This window comes from Acinetobacter sp. YH16032 (genome assembly GCF_013417345.1).
In the GTDB taxonomy this organism is placed as follows: Bacteria; Pseudomonadota; Gammaproteobacteria; order Pseudomonadales; family Moraxellaceae; genus Acinetobacter.
In genome coordinates, this window is record NZ_VPEE01000029.1 from 1 (window position 1) to 25,176 (window position 25,176).

A 25,176-nucleotide genomic window follows, 5' to 3' on the forward strand; every position below is an offset into this window, starting at 1 on the left:
TGATGCCATTTCTCTTTATATTGTTACTTAGACAGGTAGGACATTTGATTTGTAGCGTTATTTTCATACCTCTATTTTATCAAAAGCCATATTGTTTTTTTCAGCATACTTTTTGAAACACCACCCATTTTTAAACTTATCTTTTGCCCAATCATGACTATATCGAACATTTTTGAGCAAGAAATGGTGTAAATCATCGTTGGTCAAATGAGCCAAATAACCTGGCAAACATTGTGCTGAAACCCCTTTTTGGTCTAAAGATTCATGCACTTCTAAATCTGAATACTTAAAATGCTCACGTGAATAAAGTCTTGCAAGTTTGTCGGTGTACCAGCCTCGTTTTTGAACTTCAACACCACAGAATAAATTCACTCGCGCCAAACTAAACACTCGATCATACTGTACTGGCTGCTTTAGAATTTCTGCAATCGAGTCACGTAAAGGTTGATCCAATCGCTCATCTGGATCCAGAACCAACACATAATCTTGAGTGGCATAACTTTGAGCCAATTGACGTTGCTTACCAAAACCTTTCCAATCAGTATTTACAAACCATTTTGCACCGTAACGATCAGCAATTTCTCGAGTATTGTCCGTGCTTCCTGAATCTAGAATGACGATTTCATCCACGAGATCAACCACACTATCTAAGCAATCTGCCAAATGTCTTGACTCATTTTTTAAAATAATCACCAATGATAAAGTGGATCTTTTTTCTGTCCCAAGCTCGATTGAAGTTAGATTCTGCAATGCTTGATGTTCAGCAACAAACTTTCCTTCGGCATTGTTATGATGTAGATCATACAAAATTGCATATTTATTAAAAGTATATTGCGCAAATATTAACGAGTATAAAAAACCATAGCGGCCTTTCAAAAAACGACCATCTACAATATATTGTTTTATAAATGCCCAGAATGCATGCAGTAAAATTGCAAATGATGAAGTTGATTTTCCACGATTAAAACGATCAACTGCCCACGCTTTCGCGTATTGGAGTCTTTTGCTGAGTAAAAATTCTGGTGTAGGTGCAGTATGATGCAACATGAATCCATTCAATGTTTCTGTTCTAGCTTGATTCAAAACAATAGATTCATGCACTAAATTATCGTTATATTGAAATGATTTAGGATATAAACGCCAATGCGCTTTTATTGACCAATAACGATTGTCAATCTCATGTCCAAAAACACAATCAACGCGTTTAATTCCATAAACGATATTTGCAGGTTGGTTTTGGATAACTTTTAAAATGCTTTGCTTTAATTCTTCAGTAATTTCTTCATCAGCATCCAACGCTAGAATCCAATCACCAGTCGCATAGCTTTGCGCCAATTGACGCTGTTTACCAAAACCAGGCCAATCTGTATTCACAAACCATTGACCGCCAGCAGCTTCGACCAGTTCACGTCCGTGATCAGTACTTCCAGAATCAAGCACAATGATTTCATCTACCCAACCACGCAATGCAGGTAAACTAACTGCTAAATTTTCAGCCTCATTTTTTACCATCATCACAACAGATAAACGGTATGCTCTTTCTTGTCTATTCAACATTTCCATGTTTAGCGCCAAGCATCCTTAATCCATTGACTTGGCAACACATAGCGGTACCATTTACCACCGCCACCATTCACAGCATCAGGTGGATTAATCTCACCATGGAAAATAATAATTTTAGCACCTTCAGGTTTTACTGGTGGCTTAAAAAACGCCATTGGGATTTTTTGTAAACAGTGATATTTATAACTTTTACACCAGCTATCTGGCCAATAGGTTTGCTTCGCATGTTTATCTACATACCATGACAAATAGGCTTGTTCATTACGGAATTTTTTTCGGATCTCATCAAAGTTCTCACGAAAATATGGTAATAATCCAGGGAAAGCGCCCAATTTAAAACGGTATACTGAGCTATTACCTGTGATTCGCCATGGTCGTTTCCAGTCATGAATAATTAAGAAATCACCAGGATATGTGAAAAAATCATCCATGTTATCAACGATAACAACATCCAAATCTAAAAATAGCGCGTTACCCTTTAAGCCATATAAGTCAGGCTCAAAAGTTGAAAGTTTGTTCCAACCACGCTCAGGCGCACCTTCAGGCAATGCTAACGGTGGAATAGGAAAGCATTTAACATTTGGATCAATTCCTTCTGTACGGTCAGTGAGACAAACCATCTGGAAATCAACAGTCGTGTGTCGTTTCACCATATTGTAAAGACGATTCACATACTCAGAACCATATTTGGTTCCCCACTTCATACACAAAACAATGTTCTGTTCTTGTGCAATCTCTTCTTCTAATAAGACATTGTTTTCATGTATTGACATGCCGTTTTATTCCACCGAATCAATAGCTGCATCATACCACAGAGTTAAAATATTCTTGAACGATAAGAATTCAAACTCGTCCAAATTGAAATCAAATCTTCATTAAATTGTCACGTCTTAGAAACCCTATTTTGTCAAATTAAATTTAATCTGGCTTGAACTAAAATAATGAAAATTACTATTGTCGGCACTGGGTACGTCGCTCTCTCAAATGCGATGATTTTAGCGCAACATCATGAAGTCACCGCCTTAGACATTGATCAAAATAAAGTAAATTTATTGAACAAGAAAATCTCACCTATACAAGACACAGAAATCTCTGATTTTCTAAGTAATAAACCATTAAACTTTAAAGCAACAACTAATGCTGTGGATGCATATTTTCAGGCAGACTATATTCTTATTGCGACACCAACTGATTATGACCCTACAACCAATTATTTTGACACTTCAAGTGTTGAATCTGTGATCACTGAGATTTTAAGTATCAATCCATTAGCGACGATCATTATCAAATCGACAGTTCCTGTAGGTTACACCCAACAACTAAAAAGTAAATTTGAAACACAGAATATTATATTTTCACCTGAGTTTCTCAGAGAAGGAAAAGCATTGCTGGATAACTTATATCCTTCAAGAATTATAATGGGTGAAAATTCTGAACGAGCACATCAATTTGCAAACATGCTCATAGAGGGTGCTTATAAAAAAGATTGTCCAGTCTTGTTCACTGACTCCACCGAGGCAGAAGCAATCAAACTTTTTGCAAACACCTATTTAGCTATGCGCGTTGCATTCTTCAATGAACTAGATACTTACGCTCAAATATACCGATTGGACACTCGCCAAATGATCGAGGGTGTTTGTTTAGATCCTCGAATTGGTAAATTTTATAACAATCCATCATTCGGATACGGCGGATATTGTCTTCCTAAAGATACTAAACAATTACTCGCCAACTACGACCAAGTTCCAAGCAATTTAATTCAAGCCATTGTAGACGCGAATATTACTCGCAAAGATTTTATTGCACAGTCTATTTTGGAGAGATACCCTAGCGTTGTTGGGATATATCGTTTGGTCATGAAAAGTGGTTCAGACAATTTTCGATCGTCAGCAATACAAGGTGTTATGCGTCGTCTCAAAGCACAAGGAATCAAGATCATTATTTACGAACCCACACTTTCAGAGAAAAAATTTCAAAACTCAAAAATCATCAAAACACTGGAAGAATTTAAAAAAAGAGCAGATTTAATTATTAGTAATCGTCATTGCGATAAACTAAATGATGTTGCAGATAAAGTGTATACCAGAGATATTTTTGGTAAAGATGATTAAAAAAGGACTCAATTGAGTCCTTTTTTCAAAGCATTAATTACTTCACATATGTTAACCAGTGAGCATATTTAGGGTCTTTACCTTGTACGGCATCGAAGTATGCTTTTTGGATTTGTGTTGTGATTGGACCACGAACACCTTCACCGATTTGACGATCATCATATTCACGGATTGGCGTTACTTCTGCCGCTGTACCTGTAAAAAATGCCTCATCAGCGATATAGAATTCATCACGTGTGATACGGCGCTCTACAACGTCATATCCAAGGTCTTTCGCAATCGTAATAATGGTTTGACGAGTAATACCATCAAGAGCACCACCAGCGATATCAGGGGTATGAATCACGCCATCACGCACTAAGAATACGTTTTCACCTGAACCTTGACACACATAACCTTGTGGATCAAGTAACATTGCTTCGTCATAACCTGAGTGCGCAACTTCTTGGTGTGCCAAAATAGACAGCGTATAGTTTCCTGATGCTTTCGCCTTACACATCGTCACGTTAGGGTGATGGTGTGTAAAAGAAGAAGTTTTTACACGAATACCCTTCGCCATTGCTTCTTCACCAAGGTAAGCGCCCCAGCTCCACGCAGCAACCACTGCATGAATTGTATTATCCGTCGCTGCAATACCTAGCTTTTCCGAACCAATAAAGATAATTGGACGTAAATAGCAAGAAGCTAATTTATTTTCACGCACCACATCAATTTGAGCTTGTTCTAATGCCGCCTGATCAAACGGAACTTTCATTTGATAAATTTTGGCAGAGTTTAAAAGACGTTTAGTGTGTTCTTTTAAACGGAAAATTGCCGTTCCATTCGGAGTTTCGTAGGCACGGACACCCTCAAACACACCCATACTATAGTGTAAAGTGTGTGTTAAGACGTGAGTTTTTGCTTCACGCCAATCAACTAATTGTCCATCTTGCCAAATAAAACCATCACGATCAGCCAAATTCATGACCTAAACTCCAAATTTTTATACACAGTCATTTCTATCCAACTACTGATGCAGTTGGATCTATTAATCTTTGCCATAGCTTGCAAACGACCTTACGGGTATCGAGCCAATTCGCAGCACTCACTTGCATGGATTGATTTGCAAGGGCTAAACGATGACTCTCGGCACGTTCACGGAGATAAGCTTGAATCAATGCTGTCGCATCGGCGCTGGATAAGCAGCCAGTTTTTGCGGCATCCTCAAGGATTCGTACATTGTCGGAGTAATGGGCGAGATCAGGATTCGTCCCACTCCATGCTAATACTGCATACTGTGCCATAAATTCGATATCAACGATACCACCTGCATCCTGTTTTAAATGAAAAATTCCATCTTTTTTTTGCTCATTTGATGAGCCTAAATGGTCTTTCATTTTTTGACGCATTTTTAGCACTTCTGCTCTCACCGTTTCTTCATTTCGAGGCAAAGTTAAAATACGACAGCGTAATTCCTCAAACTTTTCTCTTAAGCTTTGCTCACCCGCTATACTACGCGCACGAACAATCGCTTGATGCTCCCAAAGCCATGCATTTTTAAGTTGGTATTGCTCAAAAGCCTTAAGGCTTGTGACGAGAAGCCCAGCTTCTCCTGAAGGACGCAATCGTGTATCAATCTCATACACACGACCATCTAAAGTTTGGGTTGTCATCAGCGACATGAGCTTTTGCCCAACACGCATCGCAAATTCAAAACCACTAATTGGTTTCAAGCCATCTGTATCTGCCTGCTCATCCATATAGTGGATAAAGACTAAATCAAGGTCTGAACCATACCCAAGTTCAATACCGCCTAATTTCCCATACCCAATGACACTGAATGCCATATGATTTTTTGAACAACGTTGACCATCTGCATCTACTGGGTAACCATGTTTTTTTGCTGTAATTTGATATGCTAAATTCAAAGTTGCTTGAACTGAAACCTCAGCAATATCGGTGAGCGCATCAGACACACGCATCAGTGGACTTTCAGCCAATACATCACTTGCTGCTACAGTCAAAACATTCGATTTTTTAAATAAGCGCAATACGCGCATTTGATCTTCCACTTGATCAATTTCAATACGCAGCAGCTGCTGTCTGAGTGAATCCTCCAAATCTTGGCGTTTAGGTAACTCAAAATCCATCGATAAAAACTCATCGAGTAAAACTGGATAATGAGTTAACTCTTCACAAATCCATGGGCTTACAGTCGCCATTTTAACGAGTCGCTGTAATGCTCCTTTACTTTCAATTAACATCACCAGATAGACTGTTCGCCGCATCACAGATTCAACCAGTGGCATCAGCCTTACCAAAGCGACTTGTGGATTATCCGATTCAAGAACAGCTTGAATCAGATGAGGCCAAAACTCTTTTAAACGATTAACTGCTTTAGCGGGTAATTTTTTGATGGCATGTCCATACCAAAATTCACGAACCAAATTTTTAGCAGACTCATCTAAAACTTCATTCAATTGCTGCTCTATTTGGCTAAAGCTTTCAACCAATGGATCTACTTCTTTTTCTTTAATTAGATGCTCAAACTGATAAGTTACTATAGCGCGCTTCTCATTGAGAACATCTAAGAACGCATCCCAACTTTCAAATCCAAGTGTTTCTACGATGCGATTTCTTTGGTCAACCTCAGTAGGCAGTGATTGCGTTTGTTGGTCATTTAAGGCCTGAATAGCATGTTCCACACGACGCAAGAATAAATAAGCATTTTCAAGCTCATCTACCACTTCAGGTTCAAGTAATCCAACAACCCCCAAATGATGTAGACTCACTAAACATTGACGGTCTTGTAGCTCAAGTTTTGAACCACCATAAATCAACTGGAAAACTTGAACGATAAACTCGACTTCACGAATACCACCTGCACCAAGTTTAATATCATCTTCAATATTTCTACGTTGAACTTCACGCTCAATCATCGCTTTCATTTCACGCATCGCTGCAAAAGCAGTGTAGTCCACGTAACGGCGGAATACAAAAGGTCGAGTCATTTCCAGAAGCTCATCCCCTTCCTTTCCTCCTGTAACAATACGCGCCTTTATCCATGCATAACGCTCCCACTCACGCCCATGTTGACTGAGATACTTTTCAAGTGCCGCATGACTGATTGCTAGTGCTGAACCATCACCCCATGGTCGTAATCGCATATCCACTCGGAATACAAATCCATCTGCGGTGATATGTTCCAACAAATAAATAATTTTTTGCCCCCACAGGATGCAAAATTGCTGAACATCAATACATTTACGACCATTGGTTTCACCTTGCTCATCGAAGGCAAATATAAGATCAATATCACTGGATAAATTAAGTTCCTGAGCCCCCAATTTACCCATTGCAATCACGATAAGGTCTTGAAGCTTACCGTTATAGCCGATCGGCTCTCCATGTTTAGCTTGCAATGGACGATAAGCGAAGCTTTTGGCTGCATCAATACTGGCATCGGCGAAGTCTGAAAGCTCACGAGTCAATGTAATAACTGAAATGAGGCGGTTCGCATCCTGCCAAATCCACCGAAACATTAAACGTGCTCGCAAAATTCGAATTTTTTGCATCCATTCTTTTTCATCCTGAATGTCAGCAAGTTCTTTTTGTACAATGTGATAGATTTGTTCAGTACTTAAAAATTTATTAAATTGATCAGATGAATAATCTTGTTCTAATAATGTTTGATGTAAATTATAAACTTGTTCCGCGTATTGACTGGCTCTAAGAGTTTTTTGCAACTGATCAGCATTCATTTGAAAAAAAGCCTGAATAAATCTAAAACTCTTTTATATCAGTCCTTACGCAATTTGTGGACTATTTAGTTCACTTTTTCCAAAGATGTTTGATTACTCGTATTTGGGGTGGCAGGTAACGCTGCATGAGTGTCTGCTTCAGGTAATATGACTTTAAAAGTCGTACCTTGACCTTGTTGAGAACTGACACAAATTTCACCATGATTCAAATCAACAAATCTTTTACATAACACCAAACCTAAACCAGCACCTTTTTCACCAGATGTACCACGAATAGATACCTTCAAATCCGGTTGAAAAAGCTTCTCAATTTGCTGTGATGTCATACCTAAACCTGTATCGCGAATGGCAATTTCGACACCTTGATCGCATTTTGATGCTTCGATATAAACTTTTCCAGTTCCATCCACATGAGTAAACTTCAAAGCATTGGATACCAAGTTTTGAATCACTGATGTGATCATATTAATGTCGGCAAAGACTTTTAACTCTTGCGGCACACTTTCAATTAATTGAATATTTTTTTTCACAGCCAACGTGTTTAAAACATCAAAAACGATTTTTGTCACCTGTTTAAGCTCAAACTGAATAGGGTGATAGACAAATCTCCCGCCTTCAGCCATTGCCCAATTTAATAGGCTTTCCAATAAGTTATAAGTCGATTGAGCGGTATCATGTAGATACTCAGCGATATTCTGTACACTGTCCTCATCCAAACTTTCACGTTCATTGGCCAATACATCAGAAAAACCTAATAAGCCATGAAATGGTGCGCGTAAATCGTGTGCAATGATTTGAAAGAATTTTGTTTTACTGAAATTAAGCGCCGATTGTTGTTCATATAATTCTTTGAGTTCCGCATAATCCGAATGAAGCTCTAATATACGAATTAAGCTCATTGAAAAATCATAAACCAGTTCTAAATTTTGATCATCAAAAGGTTGGTGCTGATTATCAAATAAAATCACTTGACCAATTGAAAAATCATCATTCACTTTTAAATCAATGGCTATAATTCGCTCGTGATCAACTCCGAGTTGATGAATATGTGCTGAAAAAGATGAATAATTAGGATGATCACGACTGATCGAAGTTTGACCCGCGAAATATGGTAATAATTTTGCTTTTTTATTGGCATTAAAAGCTTTAAATCCATTTGGAGAAGAATGCCACACATATGGTTCATCATGAAAAGCTAAGATTGCTGACTCCGCATTTAAAATGCCACGCGCAAATCTTAAAAAACTCTCAAGTTGATTTTTTGGCGTTGATACACCGAGTAAAAGAGACATTTTGCAGGCACTGAGCTGATCAGCTTGATCGACATCTATAAATTCTATTTTCATGTCTACATCCTGCCATGGAGTAAAGGGGAATAATGATCGATTACATTTTATTTTTTCATTTCACAGTAAAGAAATGAAACCTTATTTCATCAAGACTAATACATTCTCAAATATTAAGAAAGTGCATTTTTGAGGACTGAATATCTAGCTAAAGCATGAGTCGTACTTTATAAAACGTAAGCGTCTAGTGAAGATCGATTGAATAAACCATAACTATTTATTATTAAAATAAAATTTACTCAATCCTTATCTTATATTATTCATCAAATCTTCATTTGAAATTTTAAAATTCCTTTATTTATTTAAAACAAATAAAAAGGCCCTCAAGTCTGAATATGCTTGAAGGCCTTTAAGTATTTGGTCCCGAGGGTCGGACTCGAACCGACACGTCATCTCTGACAGCGGATTTTGAGTCCGCCGCGTCTACCAATTTCACCACCTCGGGAAAGGTTGTGTTCGGTATAATATCGTTTTTCTTTTCTTTGTCAATGCAAAACCTGACTCAAGCGCCTATTTTTAAATCAATAGCATGCATTATGCTTTTTTAACCACCAAACTCAACTCGAACTGGGCAAAAAAAGCATATACTAATGCCAAAATTTTTGCTGATTCCATTTTTATATTCTTATGCAACTTTCTGATTTTAACTTTGAACTCCCTGACGAACTTATTGCCCGTTACCCTCTTGAAGAGCGAAGCGCTTCTCGCTTACTTCATCTTAAAGCCGATGGTCAATATGACGATCACCAATTTACCGATATTTTAGACCTGTTTAATGAAGGTGATTTATTAGTTCTCAATGATACTAAGGTAATGAAAGCTCGCTTGAAAGGTAAGCGTGCTTCGGGTGGTGCGATTGAGGTTCTGGTTGAAAGAATGCTTGATCAATTTATTGCTCATTGCCATATCAAAGCAAGTAACTCACCAAAACCAGGTGCTGAGCTTTTTGTCGGATCAGATGAGGTTAAAGTTACGGTTCAAGGGCGCCATGAAAATCTCTATGTGGTGGAATTTTCCAAACCAATCTTAGATGTATTGGATCAGTATGGTGCATTGCCTATTCCACCTTACTTCAACCGAGAAGCAGAAGATATTGATACTGTTCGTTATCAAACCGTATTTAATGATCCTACAAAAATTGCTAGCGTTGCTGCTCCAACGGCGTCTCTACATTTTGATGAACAACTATTAAAAAAACTTGAAGATAAAGGTGTAAACAAGACATTTGTCACCTTACATGTGGGTGCAGGTACCTTCTTACCAGTACGCACCACTGATATCGAAAATCACATCATGCACAGTGAATGGTGCCAAGTCAGCGATGAAGCTATGGCGTTGATTAAGGCGACTAAAGATCGAGGCAATAAAGTGATTGCCGTCGGAACGACTGCAACACGGGCAACTGAAAGTGCGGCTCAAGCCAATGATGGCCAACTGAAGGGCTGGACTGGTGATACTCAGATTTTTATTTATCCTGGTTATGAATTTAAAGTAGTAGATCGCTTAATTACTAACTTCCACCTTCCAGAATCAACATTATTAATGCTTGTCTCAGCCCTGTCCAATCGTGATTATATTTTGAATGCGTATCAACATGCTGTAAAAGAACGCTATCGTTTCTTTAGTTATGGTGACGCAATGTTGATTGACCAAGCAAAAGATTAGGATCTGATCTATGCCGATTGATTCTGTTCAGCAACTGCTTCACCTTCGCACCCGAAAGAACAAGCAAATTATGGCCAGTGTTGATCGGCTTTGGGCTCTTGGACGTTCTGCTCAACATTCTGATGACATCCTGCAAGGATTACATCCATGGGGTTCGAATACCCAACTCTTTTTTCACAATGGCATACCTAAATTTTTAGTTACGCTTGCCATCATATTCATTGTTTTTTCGCTCTTTCCTATTTTTGACACATTAAAATGGATGGCATATAGCGCATCGGCGATACTTATCCTGATTGCATATATCATTTATGAACCAAATAAACCTATTCATGAAGTGATTTCATTTCTTGAAGAGCGAATGATTGGTTTTAAATTCGGTATAGAAGCTTATTCAACGCCATCACACCTTGGAACAAATAGACATAACACCTTGATCATAAGTCAGCTAAGGCAAAAATTTCCTTTGTTTAACCAAGGTAACCATGCCAATGATATTTTAAAGTTTGCCTCCACCACGTGGAAAAACGCGCAAAATCAAGATTTTCCTGTTATGCTTTTTCACTACCGATTTATTGATGAAATCAATCTGCCTGAGCAAAACAAAACACCACAAAAATTAAAAAAAATTGAACGTCATCGTTGGGGCGTATTTGTATTTGATATATCACCACTAGGATTAGCGACAACCAGTAGAAAGAAAGGGTTCACAGCACCATATACAGAGCACTGGGAGAGCAGCGATTTAGAGCTACGTAAAAAAGTTCAGATTTACGGTACAGATCGCTTACAACTCGCAAAGATCATGACGCCATCAACCACACTCAAACTGATTGAATTTTATCGACTTCACCAGGGCGACTTAATTTTCCACCCTCATGACCAAATCATGTGCTATTTGGGAGAGCGCGATTTATTTGAAGTCACGCACAAGCTTGAAATCAAAGACATTAAAAATATATCCGCTTTGCGCGGTTACTTAAGAACATTAACCATGCCAAATTATCAACAACTCAAACAGAGCATGCTAAACTTAGTTGCATAATAACGATCATATTAGGTAATGCGTGTGGGCTTATTCATTTTTCTTTCCATCTTTGTTTTGATTATTGTTTGGGGAATATGGGTTCGAAATAATATCGTTCGATATTTGAATGCTTCTCAGCGTGCTTGGTCAGATGTCGCAAATTTTGAACGTCAGAAAATTAAAACATTAGAGCATCTTGAGCAAAATTTATCTCAATACACTGAGTTTGAAAAATCAACACTAGAAAATATCACAGCCTTACGCCAACAAATCCTAAATCTCAATACACAATCTACTGATGTAGCTCAGCTTCAGCATATTGAAGCGCTAAGTCAGTCGTTAATTAAAAGTTTAAATGTGGTTGTTGAGAATTATCCAGATCTCAAAGCTGATCAGCTTTACAACCAAATGATGCATGACATTCAAGAGCAAAATGAAAATGTCAGCGCTGCAATTTCAATATTCAATCGAAATGTCGAAGAGTTTAATAACTTGATTCAAATTTTTCCAAATAACTTAATCAACAGTATCAGCCTCGCAAAGAAACCTATTCGCCCATTTACAGATCATCAAGCTCAACAAAATTTTGATTATCGCCCTAATTTCAAATAAGGATTCCACCTTAAAAAGTGGCAATATCTTAGAGAATCACGTGGTTTATCCATTACGATTTATTCATATTAAGATACGCTAAAAACTGTATAGCTGGGCGAAAAATAAGCAGATATCTTCATTGTTTAGCAAGATCATGAATCTCTTGTAATTTTTCATAAACAAAAATCCAAGTCGTTAAGAATAATGTAATTTTTCTAGCATAAACTGCACGAATCTAGGAAAATAGAGTGCTTTATCGCTATCAATCAGCGAACTGTTTTTTCGCCTCGATTTGGACAATTTATGAAGTTTGAAAAATTAGGTCAGTCTGGTCGCGCTCGACGCGGACGCTTAACCTTGGAACATGGTGTCGTTGAAACACCGATGTTTATGCCTGTCGGAACTTACGGCACTGTTAAAGGCATGCTCCCACGTGATATTGAAGAAATTAAATCACAGGTCATTTTAGGGAATACCTTTCATTTATATCTACGCCCTGGCCTAGATGTCATTCGTGAGCACGGTGGTCTACATGGTTTTATGAAATGGAATAAACCAATTTTGACTGACTCTGGTGGCTTCCAAGTATTTAGCTTAGGCGCAATGCGTAGTATCAAAGAAGACGGCGTAACATTCCGCTCTCCAATTGATGGCTCTAAAGTCTTTCTTTCTCCTGAAATTTCGATGGATATTCAACATACATTGAATTCAGATATCGTGATGATTTTTGATGAATGTACACCCTATCCAGCGACTCACGAAGAAGCTCAGAAATCTCTACAACTTTCATTGCGTTGGGCAAAACGTTGTAAGACTCAACATCATGATGTGTTAAAAAACCGCAATGCTCTGTTTGGTATTATTCAAGGCGGCATGTATGAAGACCTCCGCCAAGAATCACTAAATGGATTAAAAGAAATCGGTTTTGATGGTTATGCGATTGGCGGTCTTTCTGTAGGCGAGCCAAAAGAAGAGATGATCAAAGTCCTTGATTATCTTCCAGAGCAAATGCCTGCGGATAAACCACGTTATTTAATGGGTGTTGGCAAACCAGAAGACATCGTTGAAGCTGTTCGTCGTGGTGTAGACATGTTTGACTGTGTAATGCCAACTCGTAACGCACGTAATGGACATTATTTTGTTACGGACGGTTTAGTGCGTATACGAAATGCGAAATACCGCCATGATCAAAGCCCACTTGATCCGCATTGCGATTGTTACACCTGTACCAACTTTACCCGTTCGTATCTATACCATTTAGAAAAATGTGGTGAGATGCTTGCATCAATGCTTGGCACAATTCATAACCTTCGTTATTACTTGCGTTTAGCAGAAATGATGCGTGATGCATTAGATAACGGAACATTTGATGATTTTGTTCACGATTTTTATGCACGCCGTGGGCTTGAAGTACCCCCTTGTCCGCAAGATTAATACATCAGTATTTGCGCTGAGCAAAAAGACAATGTAAATTGCTGAACAAGCCGATTTTTTATCATCTTTTTTGATATTTTTAGTTTAGGAAAATGAAATGAGCCTTTTTATTTCGACTGCACACGCAGCTGGTGAAGCTGCACAACAACCAAGCTTAGTTGCTAACTTATTGATGATTGCAGTATTCATTGCAATTTTCTACTTCTTAATTTGGCGTCCTCAAGCAAAACGTGCGAAAGAACATCGCACTTTGGTTGAGAGCTTAGGCGTTGGCAGCGAAATCGTTTTTGCAGGCGGTTTAATGGGCCGTATTACTAAACTCGAAGGTGATTTCGCTGTGGTTGAATTAAACCGTGGCAACGAAGTTAAAATTCAGCGTGCAAGTGTGATTTCAGTATTACCTGAAGGCACTCTAAATAACCTTTAATTATAAAATAGTCGTGCAGCTGCACGACTTTTTTCATTTTAAGAAGAAAGCGAATGCGTTACCCAGCATGGAAATATTTACTCATTCTAGTTGTACTAGTCGTGAGTACATTATATGCCCTGCCAAGTTTGTATCCTGATGAACCAGCTGTCCAAATTTCTGGTGCAAAAGCTGGTTCTGTCATTGATGACACAGTGATTCAAAAAGCAGAGCAACTATTAAAAAGCAACAATATCCAGTCCCACAATAACAGCTTTACTCAAAATGCTGCCCTTCTACGTTTAGACAGTTCTGAAGCCCAATTAAAAGCAAAAGATATCCTACGTGAAGGTCTGGGTGAAAACTATGTTGTTGCATTAAACCTCGCACCAACAACACCTGAATGGTTACAGAAAATCGGTGCACGACCAATGAAACTTGGTCTTGATTTGCGCGGTGGTGTCCACTTCCTCCTTGAGGTGGATATGGACAAAGCTATTGCGCAGCGTATGGAAACTTCGGCTGCTGATTTGCGACGCGAATTCCGTGAGAACAAGATCAAATTCAATAGTCTTTCATTGAATAACAATGCGATCACTGTTCAATTTGCTAACAATGAAGATCGTGCAGCAGCGATGGATCAACTTCGTCGTAACGGCAATAAATATACTCAACAAGCACTTGCAACTGAAAATGGTGCCAGTCTTCGTTTAACCTATACAGACACCACGAAGCAAGAAATTCAGTCATATGCGTTAGATCAAAACTTAACAACACTTCGCAATCGTATTAATGAACTTGGTGTTGCAGAAGCATTGGTTCAAACCCAAGGTAGCAACCGTATTGTGGTTGAATTACCAGGTGTCCAAGACACCGCTGAAGCAAAACGTATCTTAGGTCGTACAGCAAACTTAGAATTCCGTTTGGTATCTGATCTAAATGATCAATATATTGATCCTTATTCAGGGAAATATAATGGTCAACCCTTACCTCCAGGGACAGAAGTATTCGCCTATGAGTCTTTAGACAGTGGTCGTGAACTTTTACTTAACCGTAATCGTATTCTGACGGGTGAGCGTGTACAAAATGCTTCTTCAGGCTTTGGACAAGATAGTGGTACAGCAGAAGTTAACATTACCCTTGATAATGCAGGTGGTAAGTTAATGTCAGATGCGACTCGTAGCGCTGTTGGTAAGCGTATGGCGGTACTGTTCATTGAGAATAAACAACGTATCAGTTACGTTGAAGATCCTGAAACAGGTGCACAAACTGAAGTACGCACACCATATACTGAATCTGTCGTCATTAATGCAGCGAATATTCAAGCAGTACTGGGTTCACAGTTCCGTATTACTGGTTTAGATTCACCTCAAGAAGCAGCTGAGCTAGCTTTAATGCTTCGTGCAGGTGCGCTCGCTGCACCAATGTACTTTGTTGAAGAGCGTGTTATCGGTCCAAGCCTAGGTCAAGAAAACATCGATAAGGGCGTACTATCCACTCAAATTGGATTTATCCTAGTCGCAATTTGGATGGTGGTATTCTTCCGCTTATTCGGTGTCATTGCGAACTTCGCTCTAGTATTCAACTTAGCCATGATCTTGACGGTTATGTCTTGGATCGGTGCTTCATTAACGCTGCCAGGTATTGCAGGTATCGTTATTACCATCGGTATGGCGGTGGATGCAAACGTTCTAATTTGCGAGCGAATACGCGAGGAAATCAAATGGGGAGCATCGCCTAAACAGGCGATTGTTGCAGGTTATGATCGAGCTTATAACACCATCTTTGACTCGAACTTAACCACATTCCTTGTTGCATTTATCCTCTTTGCCATTGGTACTGGTCCGATCAAAGGATTTGCCGTGACACTCATGATTGGTATTGTTTGCTCGATGTTTACTGCAATTACAGTAACCCGTGCAATTGTACAGATCATTTACGGTAAAAAACGTAACTTGAAAAAGTTGAGCATTTAGGAGATCTATCATGACTGAAAATACTCAACTCGAATCAAAACAATACGGCCGTCCAGACAACGAACGCGTAATTCCTTTCATGAAGATTGCAAAGCCAGCAGCTTGGCTTTCAATCATCCTGACTATTGCAAGTATCTTCTTTATCGCGACTAAAGGTCTGAATTTAGGATTAGACTTTACTGGCGGTGTTGCAGCTGAATTGAATTATGCCAATCCTGTAAAACCCTCTGAAGTGACGCAAGCATTAAGTGATGCGGGTTTTAATGATGCTGTTGTTCAAACCTTAGGTTCTGAACGAGATTTAATGGTTCGTATGCCCGCACAAGAAGATATTGAAGCGGAAGATCTAACCAAAGCAATTACCACCGCAGTTCAATTAGACAATAATACCGTGACTGTACCTAAGGTAGATGTTGTTGGTGGTCAAGTCGGAAACGAACTTTACATTAAATCAGCAGGTGCTGTGGCTTTGGCTCTGATTATCATGCTGATTTATGTGACGATTCGCTTCGAATTCAAGTTGGCAATGGGTGCAGTTCTATCGCTATTTCACGATATTATCGTGACTCTTGGTATTTTTGCATTGATGCAGTGGCCATTTGACCTAACCGTTCTAGCTGCTCTTCTAGCGATTATTGGTTTCTCATTAAACGATAATATTGTTGTCTCGGATCGTATTCGTGAGAACTTCCGTAAAATTCGTGGGGCAGAACCTCTTGAGATCATCAATATTGCATTGACTGAAACCTTACGTCGTACCATCCACACTTCGATGACGCTATTGCTTGTGGTCGTTGCTATGATGATCATGGGCGGCGATGGTTTGAAATGGTTCTCGATTGCAATGTTTGTCGGTGTTTTTGTCGGAACATATTCTTCGATTTATATCGGTACTGCATTTGCATTGTGGCGTGGTCTGAACCGCCAAGACTTTATTGTTCAAGTAAAACCTGAATTTGAAGAGGAAGAAGAAATTCCTCAATAAACATTCAATACAAAAAGCCCATCAAATGATGGGCTTTTTTAATGTTGAGTGATTTGAATTTGAGGAATTGCAAAACCACGGCAAGAGTATTCACTTCGCCATGCGACTGTCAGCATACAATCCATGATTTCAAAATTCTGATAAGCAAATACCCCTAAGACTGGATGCTCACAAACCCCACCCATGTGTGTGGTATGGGCATTGGTATTCAACTCATTTAAGCTCATACGGATTCCCATCCCATGTGCCTTCAAAATTGCTTCCTTAATGGTCCAGACTTTAAACCAATAGCGAGAATCAAAATCCAATTCTGCCCATATCGCATATTCCAGTGGATGAAATGCATGTTTGGCTAAAGCTTCGAATCGAATTGATCGATTCAGCTCCTCAATATCCACACCCAAATCTCGAATATGATGTGATGTAACTAAAGCATAATAATGTTGACTATGACTATGGTTAAACTCAAAGTTTGAGATTTTTTTCAAAAAAGGTTTTCCATCTTTCGTTTGGTCAATATCCTCATTTTTTATTGTTTTATTTAATTTACTTCCTAGTAAGCAGTTACGATATTGGTGAATCATTTTTTTTCTAAGACTGATTTCTTCAGTACGTGTTAGATTTTCAGGAACTTGAAAAAAAGAAGAAATTTTAGAAATATCAATTTGAATATGACGGGTCATAATAACGTTCTCAGTGATTCCATTTATCTTAATTTATGCGCATGATAAAAAAAGCCCAAACTTCACATTTGGGCTTTCTGGACTAAATTTACAATTGATTAACCGCGTTTGAACTTCTTCTCGGCTTTCTTAAACTTCTGTACATAACGACGTTTACGTGCCGCAGTACGTTCGTCAATTTGAGATTTACGACCTTCAAATGGGTTCTCTGAAGTTTTAAATTCAATTTTTACAGGTGTACCCTCTAGTTTATACACTTTACGGAACACGTTTTCTAAGTAACGACGATAGTCAGCTGGGGTTTTATCAACTTTATTACCGTGAATCACAATCGTAGGCGGGTTTTGACCACCGATATGCGCATAACGCATTTTAATTGCACGGCCTTGAACTTTAGGTGGATGATGCGCGTCTGTTGCATCTTTTAAGATCTCAGTGATTTTCGCTGGAGATACTTTCAAACGTGAAGATTCATATGCACGGTGGATTGAAGGATAAAGCTCACCCACACCTGTACCATGCAAAGCAGAAATTAAATGGATTTTTGCCCATGGAATAAAGTCAAAACGACGCTCAACATCCAATTTACATTGTTTGCGATCATATTCTGACATATTGTCCCATTTATTGATCGCAATCACCATCGCACGACCAGCTTCAATCGCATATCCAATCAAATGCAAGTCTTGCTCAACAATACCTTCACGCGCATCAACAACAACAACAACAACGTTGGCATCTTTCATTGCTTGTAAAGTCTTTACGATTGAGAATTTCTCAATCATTTCATCCACTTTGCCTTTACGACGAACACCAGCAGTGTCAATGAGCGTATATTTTCGACCATCACGCTCAAATGGGATGTAAATTGAGTCACGTGTAGTACCAGGCTGGTCAAAAGCAACGACACGTTCTTCACCTAACAGGCGATTAACTAATGTTGACTTACCTACGTTCGGACGACCGATAATCGCTAGACGGAGCCCAGTATCTTCATCACGCTGTTCACTTAGGTCATCTTCTGGTACATCTTCAAGCACTTCTTCGAGCATTTGTTGAACACCACGCCCATGGCTTGCAGCCACTTGCATCGGTTCACCCATACCCAACTTAAAGAACTCAACCAATGCTGCCTCTGCATGAACACCATCAACTTTGTTGGCAACTAAAAATACTTTTTTACCGAGTGTACGTAACTCACGCGCAATCTGTTCATCAGATGCTAGAAGACCTGCACGCGCATCGACAACAAAGATAATCATATCTGCTTCATGAATCGCAGTTTTAGACTGCTCTGCCATGTAAGAGTCGATCCCACCTTCGTTTTCACCGATACCGCCAGTATCTACAACGATAAATGATTTATTTTGGTAAACTGCATCACCATATTTACGGTCACGAGTAAGACCGGCAAAGTCTGCAACAAGCGCGTCACGACTTTTGGTAATCTGGTTAAACAGCGTTGATTTTCCGACGTTCGGACGACCAATGAGCGCAATAACGGGTTTCATAGATTAACCTTTAACAAGATCAGCCAACTCAATTGGCCTGAACATCAGAAACTGTGGAAGAAGTTAGACGAATCATCTACTTAAAAATAAAAATGTCGGGGTCTGAAAATTCAACACCCCGAACTTAAAATATGTATTCAGCGACTAGTTTACCATAAGCAGAGAAAAAATTAACGATTCTGCCAAATTGTAAGTGCGCCTGTACGTGTCACTGAGTAAAGCTGATTGTTTACTACACGTAACGAACGTACTTCACCACGCGTTTTTTCACGGCCAACAAGTTGACCATTTTTAGGATCTACAAGGTGGAGTACCCCCTCATAATCACCTACCACTAAATACTGACCTAACATTACGGGGTTGCTTAATTGACGGTTAAGCAATTGATCATTAGTCCATAACGGCTGACCCGTCACCAGATCAAACGATACAATTTTACCATCTGTTTGCGTGACGAAGACTTGGCGACCTGCAACTTCAGCACGATTAATACTGCTTGCATCTTCACTCCAAATCACACGTTGCGAAACTAGATCTAGTACAGTGACTTGGCCTTGATAGCTAGTGGTTACAACCAATTGTCCTGCAACGATTGGATCTGCATCCACATCAACTAAACGCTGTATATCAGAACGACCATCGCTGACTGCCACACGTCTTTGCATACGCAAAGTTCCAGTGAGACTATCAATTGCGTACACGTATGCATTTGACGAGGCCACTAACACTGTTCGTGGGTCTAAGCGCACAGGTGAAGCTTGACCGCGTAAGCTCAATTGTTCGTTTGGCATACGATAGGTCCACACTTGTTGACCTGTTTTTTCATCCATACCAAACACCGTACCGTCATTTGCAACAACGATCACTCGACCAGTCTGAATAAGCGCCGCACTCAAAATTGCACCACTTAATTGCGCAGTCCAACGGATATCACCCGTTTTTTGATCGAGAGCAAACAGTTGACCTTTCTTGTTGCCGACGATCACTAACCCATTGGCCGCTTCAACACCTGAACTTAAACCAAGCTTGGTAACTTGTTTTTCCCAGACACGCTGCTTACCTTGATATGCAGAAACCTGTCCCTTAGGATCTAAAAAGTATAAAACACCTTGATCATTCGCCATTCTCAAACGCAATGGATCAGCAGCATCCGTCGCTGAAACATTATGTGAAAAAATAGGTGCTAAGCTCACCGATTGCTGAATTTTAGGCAACGGATTAGGTTTCACCTTTTCTTCTTTCACCGTATTGCTTGTACACGCCATTAGTGCACACGACAATGTCGCTAGAACAAAAGAAATTTTATACTTTCTATCCATTAAGACTCATCCGTTTGTATATCTAAAATTGGGCGCTCAATTTCAGGATCATCTACTAATATGCCAACACTTTCGAGTTTAATTTGTAAGATTTGGCGTTCTTGTTTAGTTGCAATTAAGTTATCCCACGCGCTCTGATAAGCTTTTTTCGCATTTTCAATATCATTCTTAGCAATATAAATATCGCCACGTGCTTCATCTACAGTTGTTTTGAAAGCGGGCAAAGTCAAACCAGACAATGTTTTTAAAGCTTCATCATATTTTTTTTGTGCCAGTTGAGCATCTGCTAAACGAAGCTTAATGATGTGTTGTAAACCTTCATCTTTGATTTGAGCATTTTCAATTTTTTTCAATTCACGTTCAGCTTTGGCATAATTCTCTTGGTCATAAGCCAATTTTGCCATTACAAATTGCGTTTGAACCGCATGAATCGAATCAGGATTTTCTTTTACAATTTTTTCTGCAGTTCCATCCAAAGCAGTCGCTACTTTAGGATCAGTTGTTGCAGCTTTCGCTTCATCAACTAAGAGCTGTACTTTAGCAGTCTGTATTTGATCTTCTGCTACGTTTTTCTTCTTCCAATATTCCCATCCGAAAAAGGCGATCAGGGCAAGAAGAATCAGCGTAATCAACGCCGATCCATATTTCTTAAAAAACGACTTTGCTGTATGCAGTTGTTCTTCGTCAGTCATTGCGCTCATATGATCGCCCTTTCCTTATGTTCTTAAATTTATTTTGAAGATAGTTTATCAATGATGAACGGCACAATGTCATTGACCGCTACTTGTGTCTGCTCTGCTGTAGCCAACTCTTTGACTGAAAGTTGTTGCACCTCAGCTTCACGCTCACCAAAGATTAAGGCATAAATTGCACCAGACTGATCCGCTTTTTTCATTTGACTTTTCATCGAGCCTTGAGAGCCAACTTTCAGACGCACTGAACTACTTGCAGCTTCAAGTTGATCTCGAATTTGCTCAGCCAAAACTAAAGCTTTACCTTGCGTCGCAGGATCTGCAAGTAAAAATACTTCACAATCACGTACTGGTATATTGTCTTCTACTTGTTCTAAAAGAAGCAATAAACGCTCAATACCCATTGCAAAACCAACCGCAGGAACCGATTGATCTGGTTTACCTTTTAACTGACCCACTAAACCATCATAACGACCACCAGCGCAAACCGTACCCTGTGAACCCAGATGTGTCGTCGTCCATTCAAATACAGTTTTATTATAGTAATCCAAGCCACGAACCAACTTTTGGTTAATGACAAATGAAATACCTGCATCGGTTAGATATTGCTGTAATTGTTGGAAATGTGCCAGCGTCTCTTCACCCATAAAGTCATGAAGTTTAGGCGCATTTTCTAAAATGCTTTGAGTTTTTGCATCTTTAGAGTCCAAAATACGCAGTGGATTCGTCGTTAAACGACGCTGCGAATCTTCATCTAAATCTGACTTATGTGATTCTAAAAACTCAACCAAGGCTGCGCGATAAGCTGCACGCTCATCTGACTCACCTAAAGTATTGAGCTCTAATTGAACTTTGTCCGCAACACCCATCCGTTTCCACAGACGCGCAGTCATCAAAATCAGTTCAGCATCTTGATCAGGAGTTGCAACACCAAACGTTTCCACACCAAATTGATGAAATTGACGGTAACGACCTTTTTGCGGTTTTTCATAACGGAACATCGGTCCAATATACCAAACACGCGGTGTCGCACCACGAAGCAAATTATGTTCGAGCATAGCACGTACACAACCCGCAGTACCTTCAGGACGTAAGGTCAAAGACTCAGGAGGATTACCTTTATCTAAGAACGTATACATCTCTTTTTCAACGATATCCGTTGCATCACCAATAGAACGCTTGAACAAGTTTGTCTGTTCAACCATCGGCAAACGAATTTGTTGATAGCCATAGGCATCCATCAAACCAGACAGATGCTGTTCAAGACGTCTCCAAGCTGGGGTTTGCGTTGGGAGAATGTCATTAAAACCTTTGATTGCGACGATTGAACTCATGATCTACTCAGAAAAACCTGTGCGAATAATCTCTTTTGATTTAGCTTTTTCAAGCTCGTTAACACGTTGACGAACCATATTTTCGATTTCGTCAACTAATTGATTTGTGTCAATTAAATGACTCTTTTCACCATTACGATACACTAGTGAACGTGGACTTGCACCCACTACACCAATATCAGCTTCTTTAGCTTCACCAGGACCGTTGACTTTACATCCGATGACAGAAACATCCATTGGAGTACGTACATCTTCCAAACGCTCTTCAAGCATTTGCATCACTTTGATGACATTAAATTCTTGACGTGAACAACTTGGGCAAGCAATAAAGTTAATACCATTTGAACGTAAGCCCAAAGATTTAAGAATATCAAAACCAATTTTGATTTCTTCCTCAGGTTCCGCTGCTAATGAAATTCGCATGGTGTCGCCAATGCCTTCCATTAACAATCCGCCCAGTGCAATTGCCGACTTCACCGAACCAGTACGGTAAATTCCAGCTTCAGTCACTCCTAAATGTAACGGGTTGTCAATTTGTTTTGACAACAAGCGATAAGCATCCATCGTCAAAAAGACATTCGATGCTTTCACTGACACTTTAAACTCTTGGAAATCCAAACGATCTAAAATATCAATATGACGCATTGCTGACTCAAGCAAAGCTTGACCTGTTGGCTCCCCATATTTCTTTTGAATATCTTTTTCGAGAGAGCCTGCATTGACACCAATTCGCATTGAAATATCGTTGTGACGAGCCGCAGCAACCACTTCGCGAATTTTTGCTTCTGAACCGATATTCCCCGGGTTAATACGCAGACAATCTGCACCCAAATCTGCAACAACCAAAGCAATTTTATAGTCAAAATGGATATCGGCAACGAGTGGAACTTGCACTTGTTTACGGATTTCTCCAAAAGCAGCGGCGGCTTCCATACTCGGTACAGACACACGCATAATATCTGCGCCAGCATCCACACAACGTTGAATTTGTGCAACTGTTGCTGCTACATCACACGTTTCAGTATTGGTCATGCTTTGAATACTGATTGGCGCATCGCCACCCACATACACAGAACCTACGCGAATTTTACGTGTTGGTTTGCGTCGAATCGGATTCTCGATCATCGTTTTACCTTTAACCCATTAACGTGATAAACGGAATTCAGCTTTTCCGTTTACGGTATATGGTGACAATGAAATATTTTCATTATTTAAACTTAATGAAACGGCTTGAGCATCATCTAATCGAATTTGGAATGGAGACTGTCCATTCAAACTAATCGCAGTTGATTGGCGTCCAGTTGCTAAAACTTTACCCGTACTGTCCACAATGTGTACTGATGTAGGGCGGCTAAAACTGAGATTCATCGTATCGCCTGATACTGCTTCAGTTGTGCCTGTACCATTGTTTAAGGTCAGAATTTGGACATTGTTGGATTGATTCGTATCAGTATTTGACGAATCGCCTTTAGCCGCCCATTTTTGGATTGCGGAGATTAATAGCCAAGCCACGCCCAAAATAATTAACGCAATCACGATGCGTTTAATCCACTTGCGATTACGTACACTTTTCGAGCCAGGAAGTTTCCCCATAATTTTAATTGGAGAATTGTTCAAAGCATGATTTGGCAGTAAACCTGTATCATTTTGATAGATTTCATCAAAACGTTGAATTAAAGCAGAGGCATCAACTTTGAGATACTTCGCATACGAACGATAATATCCCTTAATGAAAGTCGCTTCTGGCAACGATTTGTATTCGTCTTGCTCTAACGCTTCAAGCGTTTTTACTGGCATTTTTAAATCACCAGCAACTTTGACCAGATCACGTTGTTGAGATATACGGATTTGACGCAAATACTCGCCAGGGCGTTGAATATTTCCTAAAGCATTAGGTGCTACGTTTGAACCAGTAGGTTGCTGTGAATTAGGATTTACTTCCATACGGCCTCAGTATTGAACTGTAATTGCAAATAACGTTGAAATTCTTGACTATTTGGAAATAAAGTACGCAACTGATTCACCAGCACATACATTCCCGTTCTATCACCATTGGCACGTGCGATACGTAAACCAATCCAGAGTGCTCGCGCACCTTGATTTTGCTGGCCAACTTTGAGTACAAATTGCTCATATAGCTGACGCGCGGCAATATTATTCTTTTGCAGATAAAATATCTCTGCTAACTCTATCATTGAAACAGTGGAGTCACGATTGACTTGCAGTGCTTGTTTGAACGTTTTTTCAGCATTCGGTATATCCCCTTGAATCAGATAAATCCGTCCAAGGTTTTCTAATGCACGATGACGTTGGTCATATCCAAGCGTTGCGCCTGCAATTGAAAGCTGTTTAACAGCATCATTATATCGCTTCACTTGATACAAATACGTACCATAGTTGTTACGTGCTTGCGCATTTTTAGGATCAATTGATATCGCACGAGAAAAATAATGATCTGCACGTTGCATGTTGATGTCACTTCCTTCTTGCTGAAGCAACACCCCCATCATCATATTTGCAGTTGAATCGCGCGAATTAACCTCTAATGCCTGATCAAGCACACGTTTGGCAGCATCTAAATTCCCATTCCGAATATATTCAGCCGCCATTTGGGTACGAACTTTCACTGATTTCTCAGGATCCTTTTTGCTCGTATCGCCACTGGTAGTTTGGCATCCAAAGAAAAGCAATCCAGATAAAGCGACTGTCATCGTCATGACTATTTTTTTATACATCGGCTTGCTCAAATGACGCCTCCCTCTTTTTAATCATTCACATCTAAATGATACA

General features: G+C 39.5%; 21 protein-coding genes and 1 tRNA gene. 8 read left to right on the forward strand and 14 right to left on the reverse strand.

Annotated features, from left to right (window positions below; translation table 11 throughout):
- Nucleotides 1–63: 63 nt before the first annotated feature.
- Nucleotides 64–1,554, reverse strand: a complete 1,491-nt coding sequence (locus FTV32_RS12830) for a glycosyltransferase family 2 protein (protein WP_180028876.1) — start codon at nt 1,552–1,554, stop codon at nt 64–66.
- A gap of 11 nt (nt 1,555–1,565) precedes the next feature.
- Complete coding sequence (locus tag FTV32_RS12835) at nt 1,566–2,336, reverse strand: glycosyltransferase (RefSeq protein ID WP_092767589.1); 771 nt, start codon at nt 2,334–2,336, stop codon at nt 1,566–1,568.
- A gap of 168 nt (nt 2,337–2,504) precedes the next feature.
- On the opposite strand from FTV32_RS12835, the gene FTV32_RS12840 reads away from it, so the two are divergent.
- On the forward strand, nt 2,505–3,674 hold the full coding sequence (locus tag FTV32_RS12840; protein ID WP_180028867.1) for a nucleotide sugar dehydrogenase: 1,170 nt from the start codon (nt 2,505–2,507) through the stop codon (nt 3,672–3,674).
- Nucleotides 3,675–3,711: 37 nt separating this feature from the next.
- Here the strand turns inward: FTV32_RS12840 and FTV32_RS12845 are convergent, their stop codons facing one another.
- The 4 genes from FTV32_RS12845 to FTV32_RS12860 form a co-directional block, all read right to left on the reverse strand.
- Complete coding sequence (locus tag FTV32_RS12845) at nt 3,712–4,638, reverse strand: branched-chain amino acid transaminase (RefSeq protein ID WP_035265589.1); 927 nt, start codon at nt 4,636–4,638, stop codon at nt 3,712–3,714.
- A gap of 34 nt (nt 4,639–4,672) precedes the next feature.
- Complete coding sequence (glnE, locus tag FTV32_RS12850) at nt 4,673–7,414, reverse strand: bifunctional [glutamate--ammonia ligase]-adenylyl-L-tyrosine phosphorylase/[glutamate--ammonia-ligase] adenylyltransferase (protein ID WP_180028868.1); 2,742 nt, start codon at nt 7,412–7,414, stop codon at nt 4,673–4,675.
- Between the two features lie 65 nt (nt 7,415–7,479).
- Entirely contained in the window at nt 7,480–8,760 is a 1,281-nt protein-coding gene (locus tag FTV32_RS12855; RefSeq protein ID WP_180028869.1) for a sensor histidine kinase KdpD, read from the reverse strand.
- Nucleotides 8,761–9,118: 358 nt separating this feature from the next.
- Nucleotides 9,119–9,205 (reverse strand) — tRNA-Leu (locus tag FTV32_RS12860).
- Nucleotides 9,206–9,387: 182 nt separating this feature from the next.
- Between FTV32_RS12860 and queA the strand changes: the two genes are divergently transcribed.
- From queA to secF, 7 genes are all read left to right on the forward strand, one after another.
- Nucleotides 9,388–10,425: a tRNA preQ1(34) S-adenosylmethionine ribosyltransferase-isomerase QueA gene (gene queA, locus FTV32_RS12865; protein ID WP_180028870.1), complete on the forward strand. Its 1,038-nt coding sequence runs from the start codon at nt 9,388–9,390 to the stop codon at nt 10,423–10,425.
- Between the two features lie 10 nt (nt 10,426–10,435).
- Entirely contained in the window at nt 10,436–11,470 is a 1,035-nt protein-coding gene (locus FTV32_RS12870; RefSeq protein WP_180028871.1) for a hypothetical protein, read from the forward strand.
- A gap of 24 nt (nt 11,471–11,494) precedes the next feature.
- Entirely contained in the window at nt 11,495–12,064 is a 570-nt protein-coding gene (locus FTV32_RS12875; protein WP_228143115.1) for a LemA family protein, read from the forward strand.
- A gap of 285 nt (nt 12,065–12,349) precedes the next feature.
- Nucleotides 12,350–13,480, forward strand: a complete 1,131-nt coding sequence (gene tgt, locus FTV32_RS12880; RefSeq protein WP_035265598.1) for a tRNA guanosine(34) transglycosylase Tgt — start codon at nt 12,350–12,352, stop codon at nt 13,478–13,480.
- Nucleotides 13,481–13,577: 97 nt separating this feature from the next.
- Nucleotides 13,578–13,907: a preprotein translocase subunit YajC gene (yajC, locus tag FTV32_RS12885; protein WP_035265599.1), complete on the forward strand. Its 330-nt coding sequence runs from the start codon at nt 13,578–13,580 to the stop codon at nt 13,905–13,907.
- Between the two features lie 53 nt (nt 13,908–13,960).
- Nucleotides 13,961–15,862 carry a protein translocase subunit SecD gene (secD, locus tag FTV32_RS12890; protein WP_035265600.1) on the forward strand — a complete coding sequence of 634 codons (1,902 nt, stop codon included), beginning with the start codon at nt 13,961–13,963 and terminating at the stop codon, nt 15,860–15,862.
- A gap of 7 nt (nt 15,863–15,869) precedes the next feature.
- The gene (gene secF / locus FTV32_RS12895; RefSeq protein WP_180028877.1) at nt 15,870–16,847 is read left to right on the forward strand and encodes a protein translocase subunit SecF; all 978 of its coding nucleotides are present in this window, start codon (nt 15,870–15,872) and stop codon (nt 16,845–16,847) included.
- Nucleotides 16,848–16,885: 38 nt separating this feature from the next.
- On the opposite strand, the gene FTV32_RS12900 is transcribed toward secF, so the two are convergent.
- The 8 genes from FTV32_RS12900 to pilW form a co-directional block, all read right to left on the reverse strand.
- Nucleotides 16,886–17,530 carry a 4'-phosphopantetheinyl transferase superfamily protein gene (locus FTV32_RS12900; RefSeq protein WP_092767623.1) on the reverse strand — a complete coding sequence of 215 codons (645 nt, stop codon included), beginning with the start codon at nt 17,528–17,530 and terminating at the stop codon, nt 16,886–16,888.
- A 98-nt stretch (nt 17,531–17,628) separates the two neighbouring features.
- A complete protein-coding gene (der, locus tag FTV32_RS12905) occupies nt 17,629–19,041 on the reverse strand; it encodes a ribosome biogenesis GTPase Der (protein ID WP_035265604.1) in 1,413 nt (470 codons plus the stop codon).
- Between the two features lie 170 nt (nt 19,042–19,211).
- Nucleotides 19,212–20,360, reverse strand: coding sequence for an outer membrane protein assembly factor BamB (gene bamB, locus FTV32_RS12910; protein WP_180028872.1), 1,149 nt, complete (start codon nt 20,358–20,360; stop codon nt 19,212–19,214).
- Complete coding sequence (locus FTV32_RS12915; RefSeq protein ID WP_180028873.1) at nt 20,360–21,061, reverse strand: tetratricopeptide repeat protein; 702 nt, start codon at nt 21,059–21,061, stop codon at nt 20,360–20,362. The genes bamB and FTV32_RS12915 overlap by 1 nt, the downstream gene beginning before the upstream one ends.
- A 29-nt stretch (nt 21,062–21,090) precedes the next feature.
- Nucleotides 21,091–22,386, reverse strand: a complete 1,296-nt coding sequence (hisS, locus tag FTV32_RS12920) for a histidine--tRNA ligase (protein ID WP_035265610.1) — start codon at nt 22,384–22,386, stop codon at nt 21,091–21,093.
- Nucleotides 22,387–22,389: 3 nt separating this feature from the next.
- On the reverse strand, nt 22,390–23,511 hold the full coding sequence (ispG, locus tag FTV32_RS12925) for a flavodoxin-dependent (E)-4-hydroxy-3-methylbut-2-enyl-diphosphate synthase (protein WP_180028874.1): 1,122 nt from the start codon (nt 23,509–23,511) through the stop codon (nt 22,390–22,392).
- Between the two features lie 18 nt (nt 23,512–23,529).
- Nucleotides 23,530–24,330, reverse strand: a complete 801-nt coding sequence (locus FTV32_RS12930) for a helix-turn-helix domain-containing protein (protein WP_035265612.1) — start codon at nt 24,328–24,330, stop codon at nt 23,530–23,532.
- On the reverse strand, nt 24,321–25,121 hold the full coding sequence (gene pilW, locus FTV32_RS12935; RefSeq protein ID WP_081403237.1) for a type IV pilus biogenesis/stability protein PilW: 801 nt from the start codon (nt 25,119–25,121) through the stop codon (nt 24,321–24,323). The genes FTV32_RS12930 and pilW overlap by 10 nt, the downstream gene beginning before the upstream one ends.
- Between the last annotated feature and the right edge of the window lie 55 nt (nt 25,122–25,176).

What these genes read in the sequence shown, in the direction of transcription:
- queA (WP_180028870.1), top strand. Translation starts at nt 9,388, where the DNA reads ATGCAACTTTCTGATTTTAACTTTGAACTCCCTGACGAACTTATTGCC.
- secD (WP_035265600.1), top strand. Translation starts at nt 13,961, where the DNA reads ATGCGTTACCCAGCATGGAAATATTTACTCATTCTAGTTGTACTAGTC.
- ispG (WP_180028874.1), bottom strand. Translation starts at nt 23,511, where the DNA reads ATGATCGAGAATCCGATTCGACGCAAACCAACACGTAAAATTCGCGTA.
- FTV32_RS12835 (WP_092767589.1), bottom strand. Translation starts at nt 2,336, where the DNA reads ATGTCAATACATGAAAACAATGTCTTATTAGAAGAAGAGATTGCACAA.
- FTV32_RS12845 (WP_035265589.1), bottom strand. Translation starts at nt 4,638, where the DNA reads ATGAATTTGGCTGATCGTGATGGTTTTATTTGGCAAGATGGACAATTA.
- FTV32_RS12855 (WP_180028869.1), bottom strand. Translation starts at nt 8,760, where the DNA reads ATGAAAATAGAATTTATAGATGTCGATCAAGCTGATCAGCTCAGTGCC.
- yajC (WP_035265599.1), top strand. Translation starts at nt 13,578, where the DNA reads ATGAGCCTTTTTATTTCGACTGCACACGCAGCTGGTGAAGCTGCACAA.
- der (WP_035265604.1), bottom strand. Translation starts at nt 19,041, where the DNA reads ATGAAACCCGTTATTGCGCTCATTGGTCGTCCGAACGTCGGAAAATCA.
- FTV32_RS12840 (WP_180028867.1), top strand. Translation starts at nt 2,505, where the DNA reads ATGAAAATTACTATTGTCGGCACTGGGTACGTCGCTCTCTCAAATGCG.
- FTV32_RS12915 (WP_180028873.1), bottom strand. Translation starts at nt 21,061, where the DNA reads ATGAGCGCAATGACTGACGAAGAACAACTGCATACAGCAAAGTCGTTT.
- FTV32_RS12930 (WP_035265612.1), bottom strand. Translation starts at nt 24,330, where the DNA reads ATGGAAGTAAATCCTAATTCACAGCAACCTACTGGTTCAAACGTAGCA.
- bamB (WP_180028872.1), bottom strand. Translation starts at nt 20,360, where the DNA reads ATGGATAGAAAGTATAAAATTTCTTTTGTTCTAGCGACATTGTCGTGT.
- FTV32_RS12870 (WP_180028871.1), top strand. Translation starts at nt 10,436, where the DNA reads ATGCCGATTGATTCTGTTCAGCAACTGCTTCACCTTCGCACCCGAAAG.
- hisS (WP_035265610.1), bottom strand. Translation starts at nt 22,386, where the DNA reads ATGAGTTCAATCGTCGCAATCAAAGGTTTTAATGACATTCTCCCAACG.
- FTV32_RS12900 (WP_092767623.1), bottom strand. Translation starts at nt 17,530, where the DNA reads ATGACCCGTCATATTCAAATTGATATTTCTAAAATTTCTTCTTTTTTT.
- pilW (WP_081403237.1), bottom strand. Translation starts at nt 25,121, where the DNA reads ATGTATAAAAAAATAGTCATGACGATGACAGTCGCTTTATCTGGATTG.
- tgt (WP_035265598.1), top strand. Translation starts at nt 12,350, where the DNA reads ATGAAGTTTGAAAAATTAGGTCAGTCTGGTCGCGCTCGACGCGGACGC.
- glnE (WP_180028868.1), bottom strand. Translation starts at nt 7,414, where the DNA reads ATGAATGCTGATCAGTTGCAAAAAACTCTTAGAGCCAGTCAATACGCG.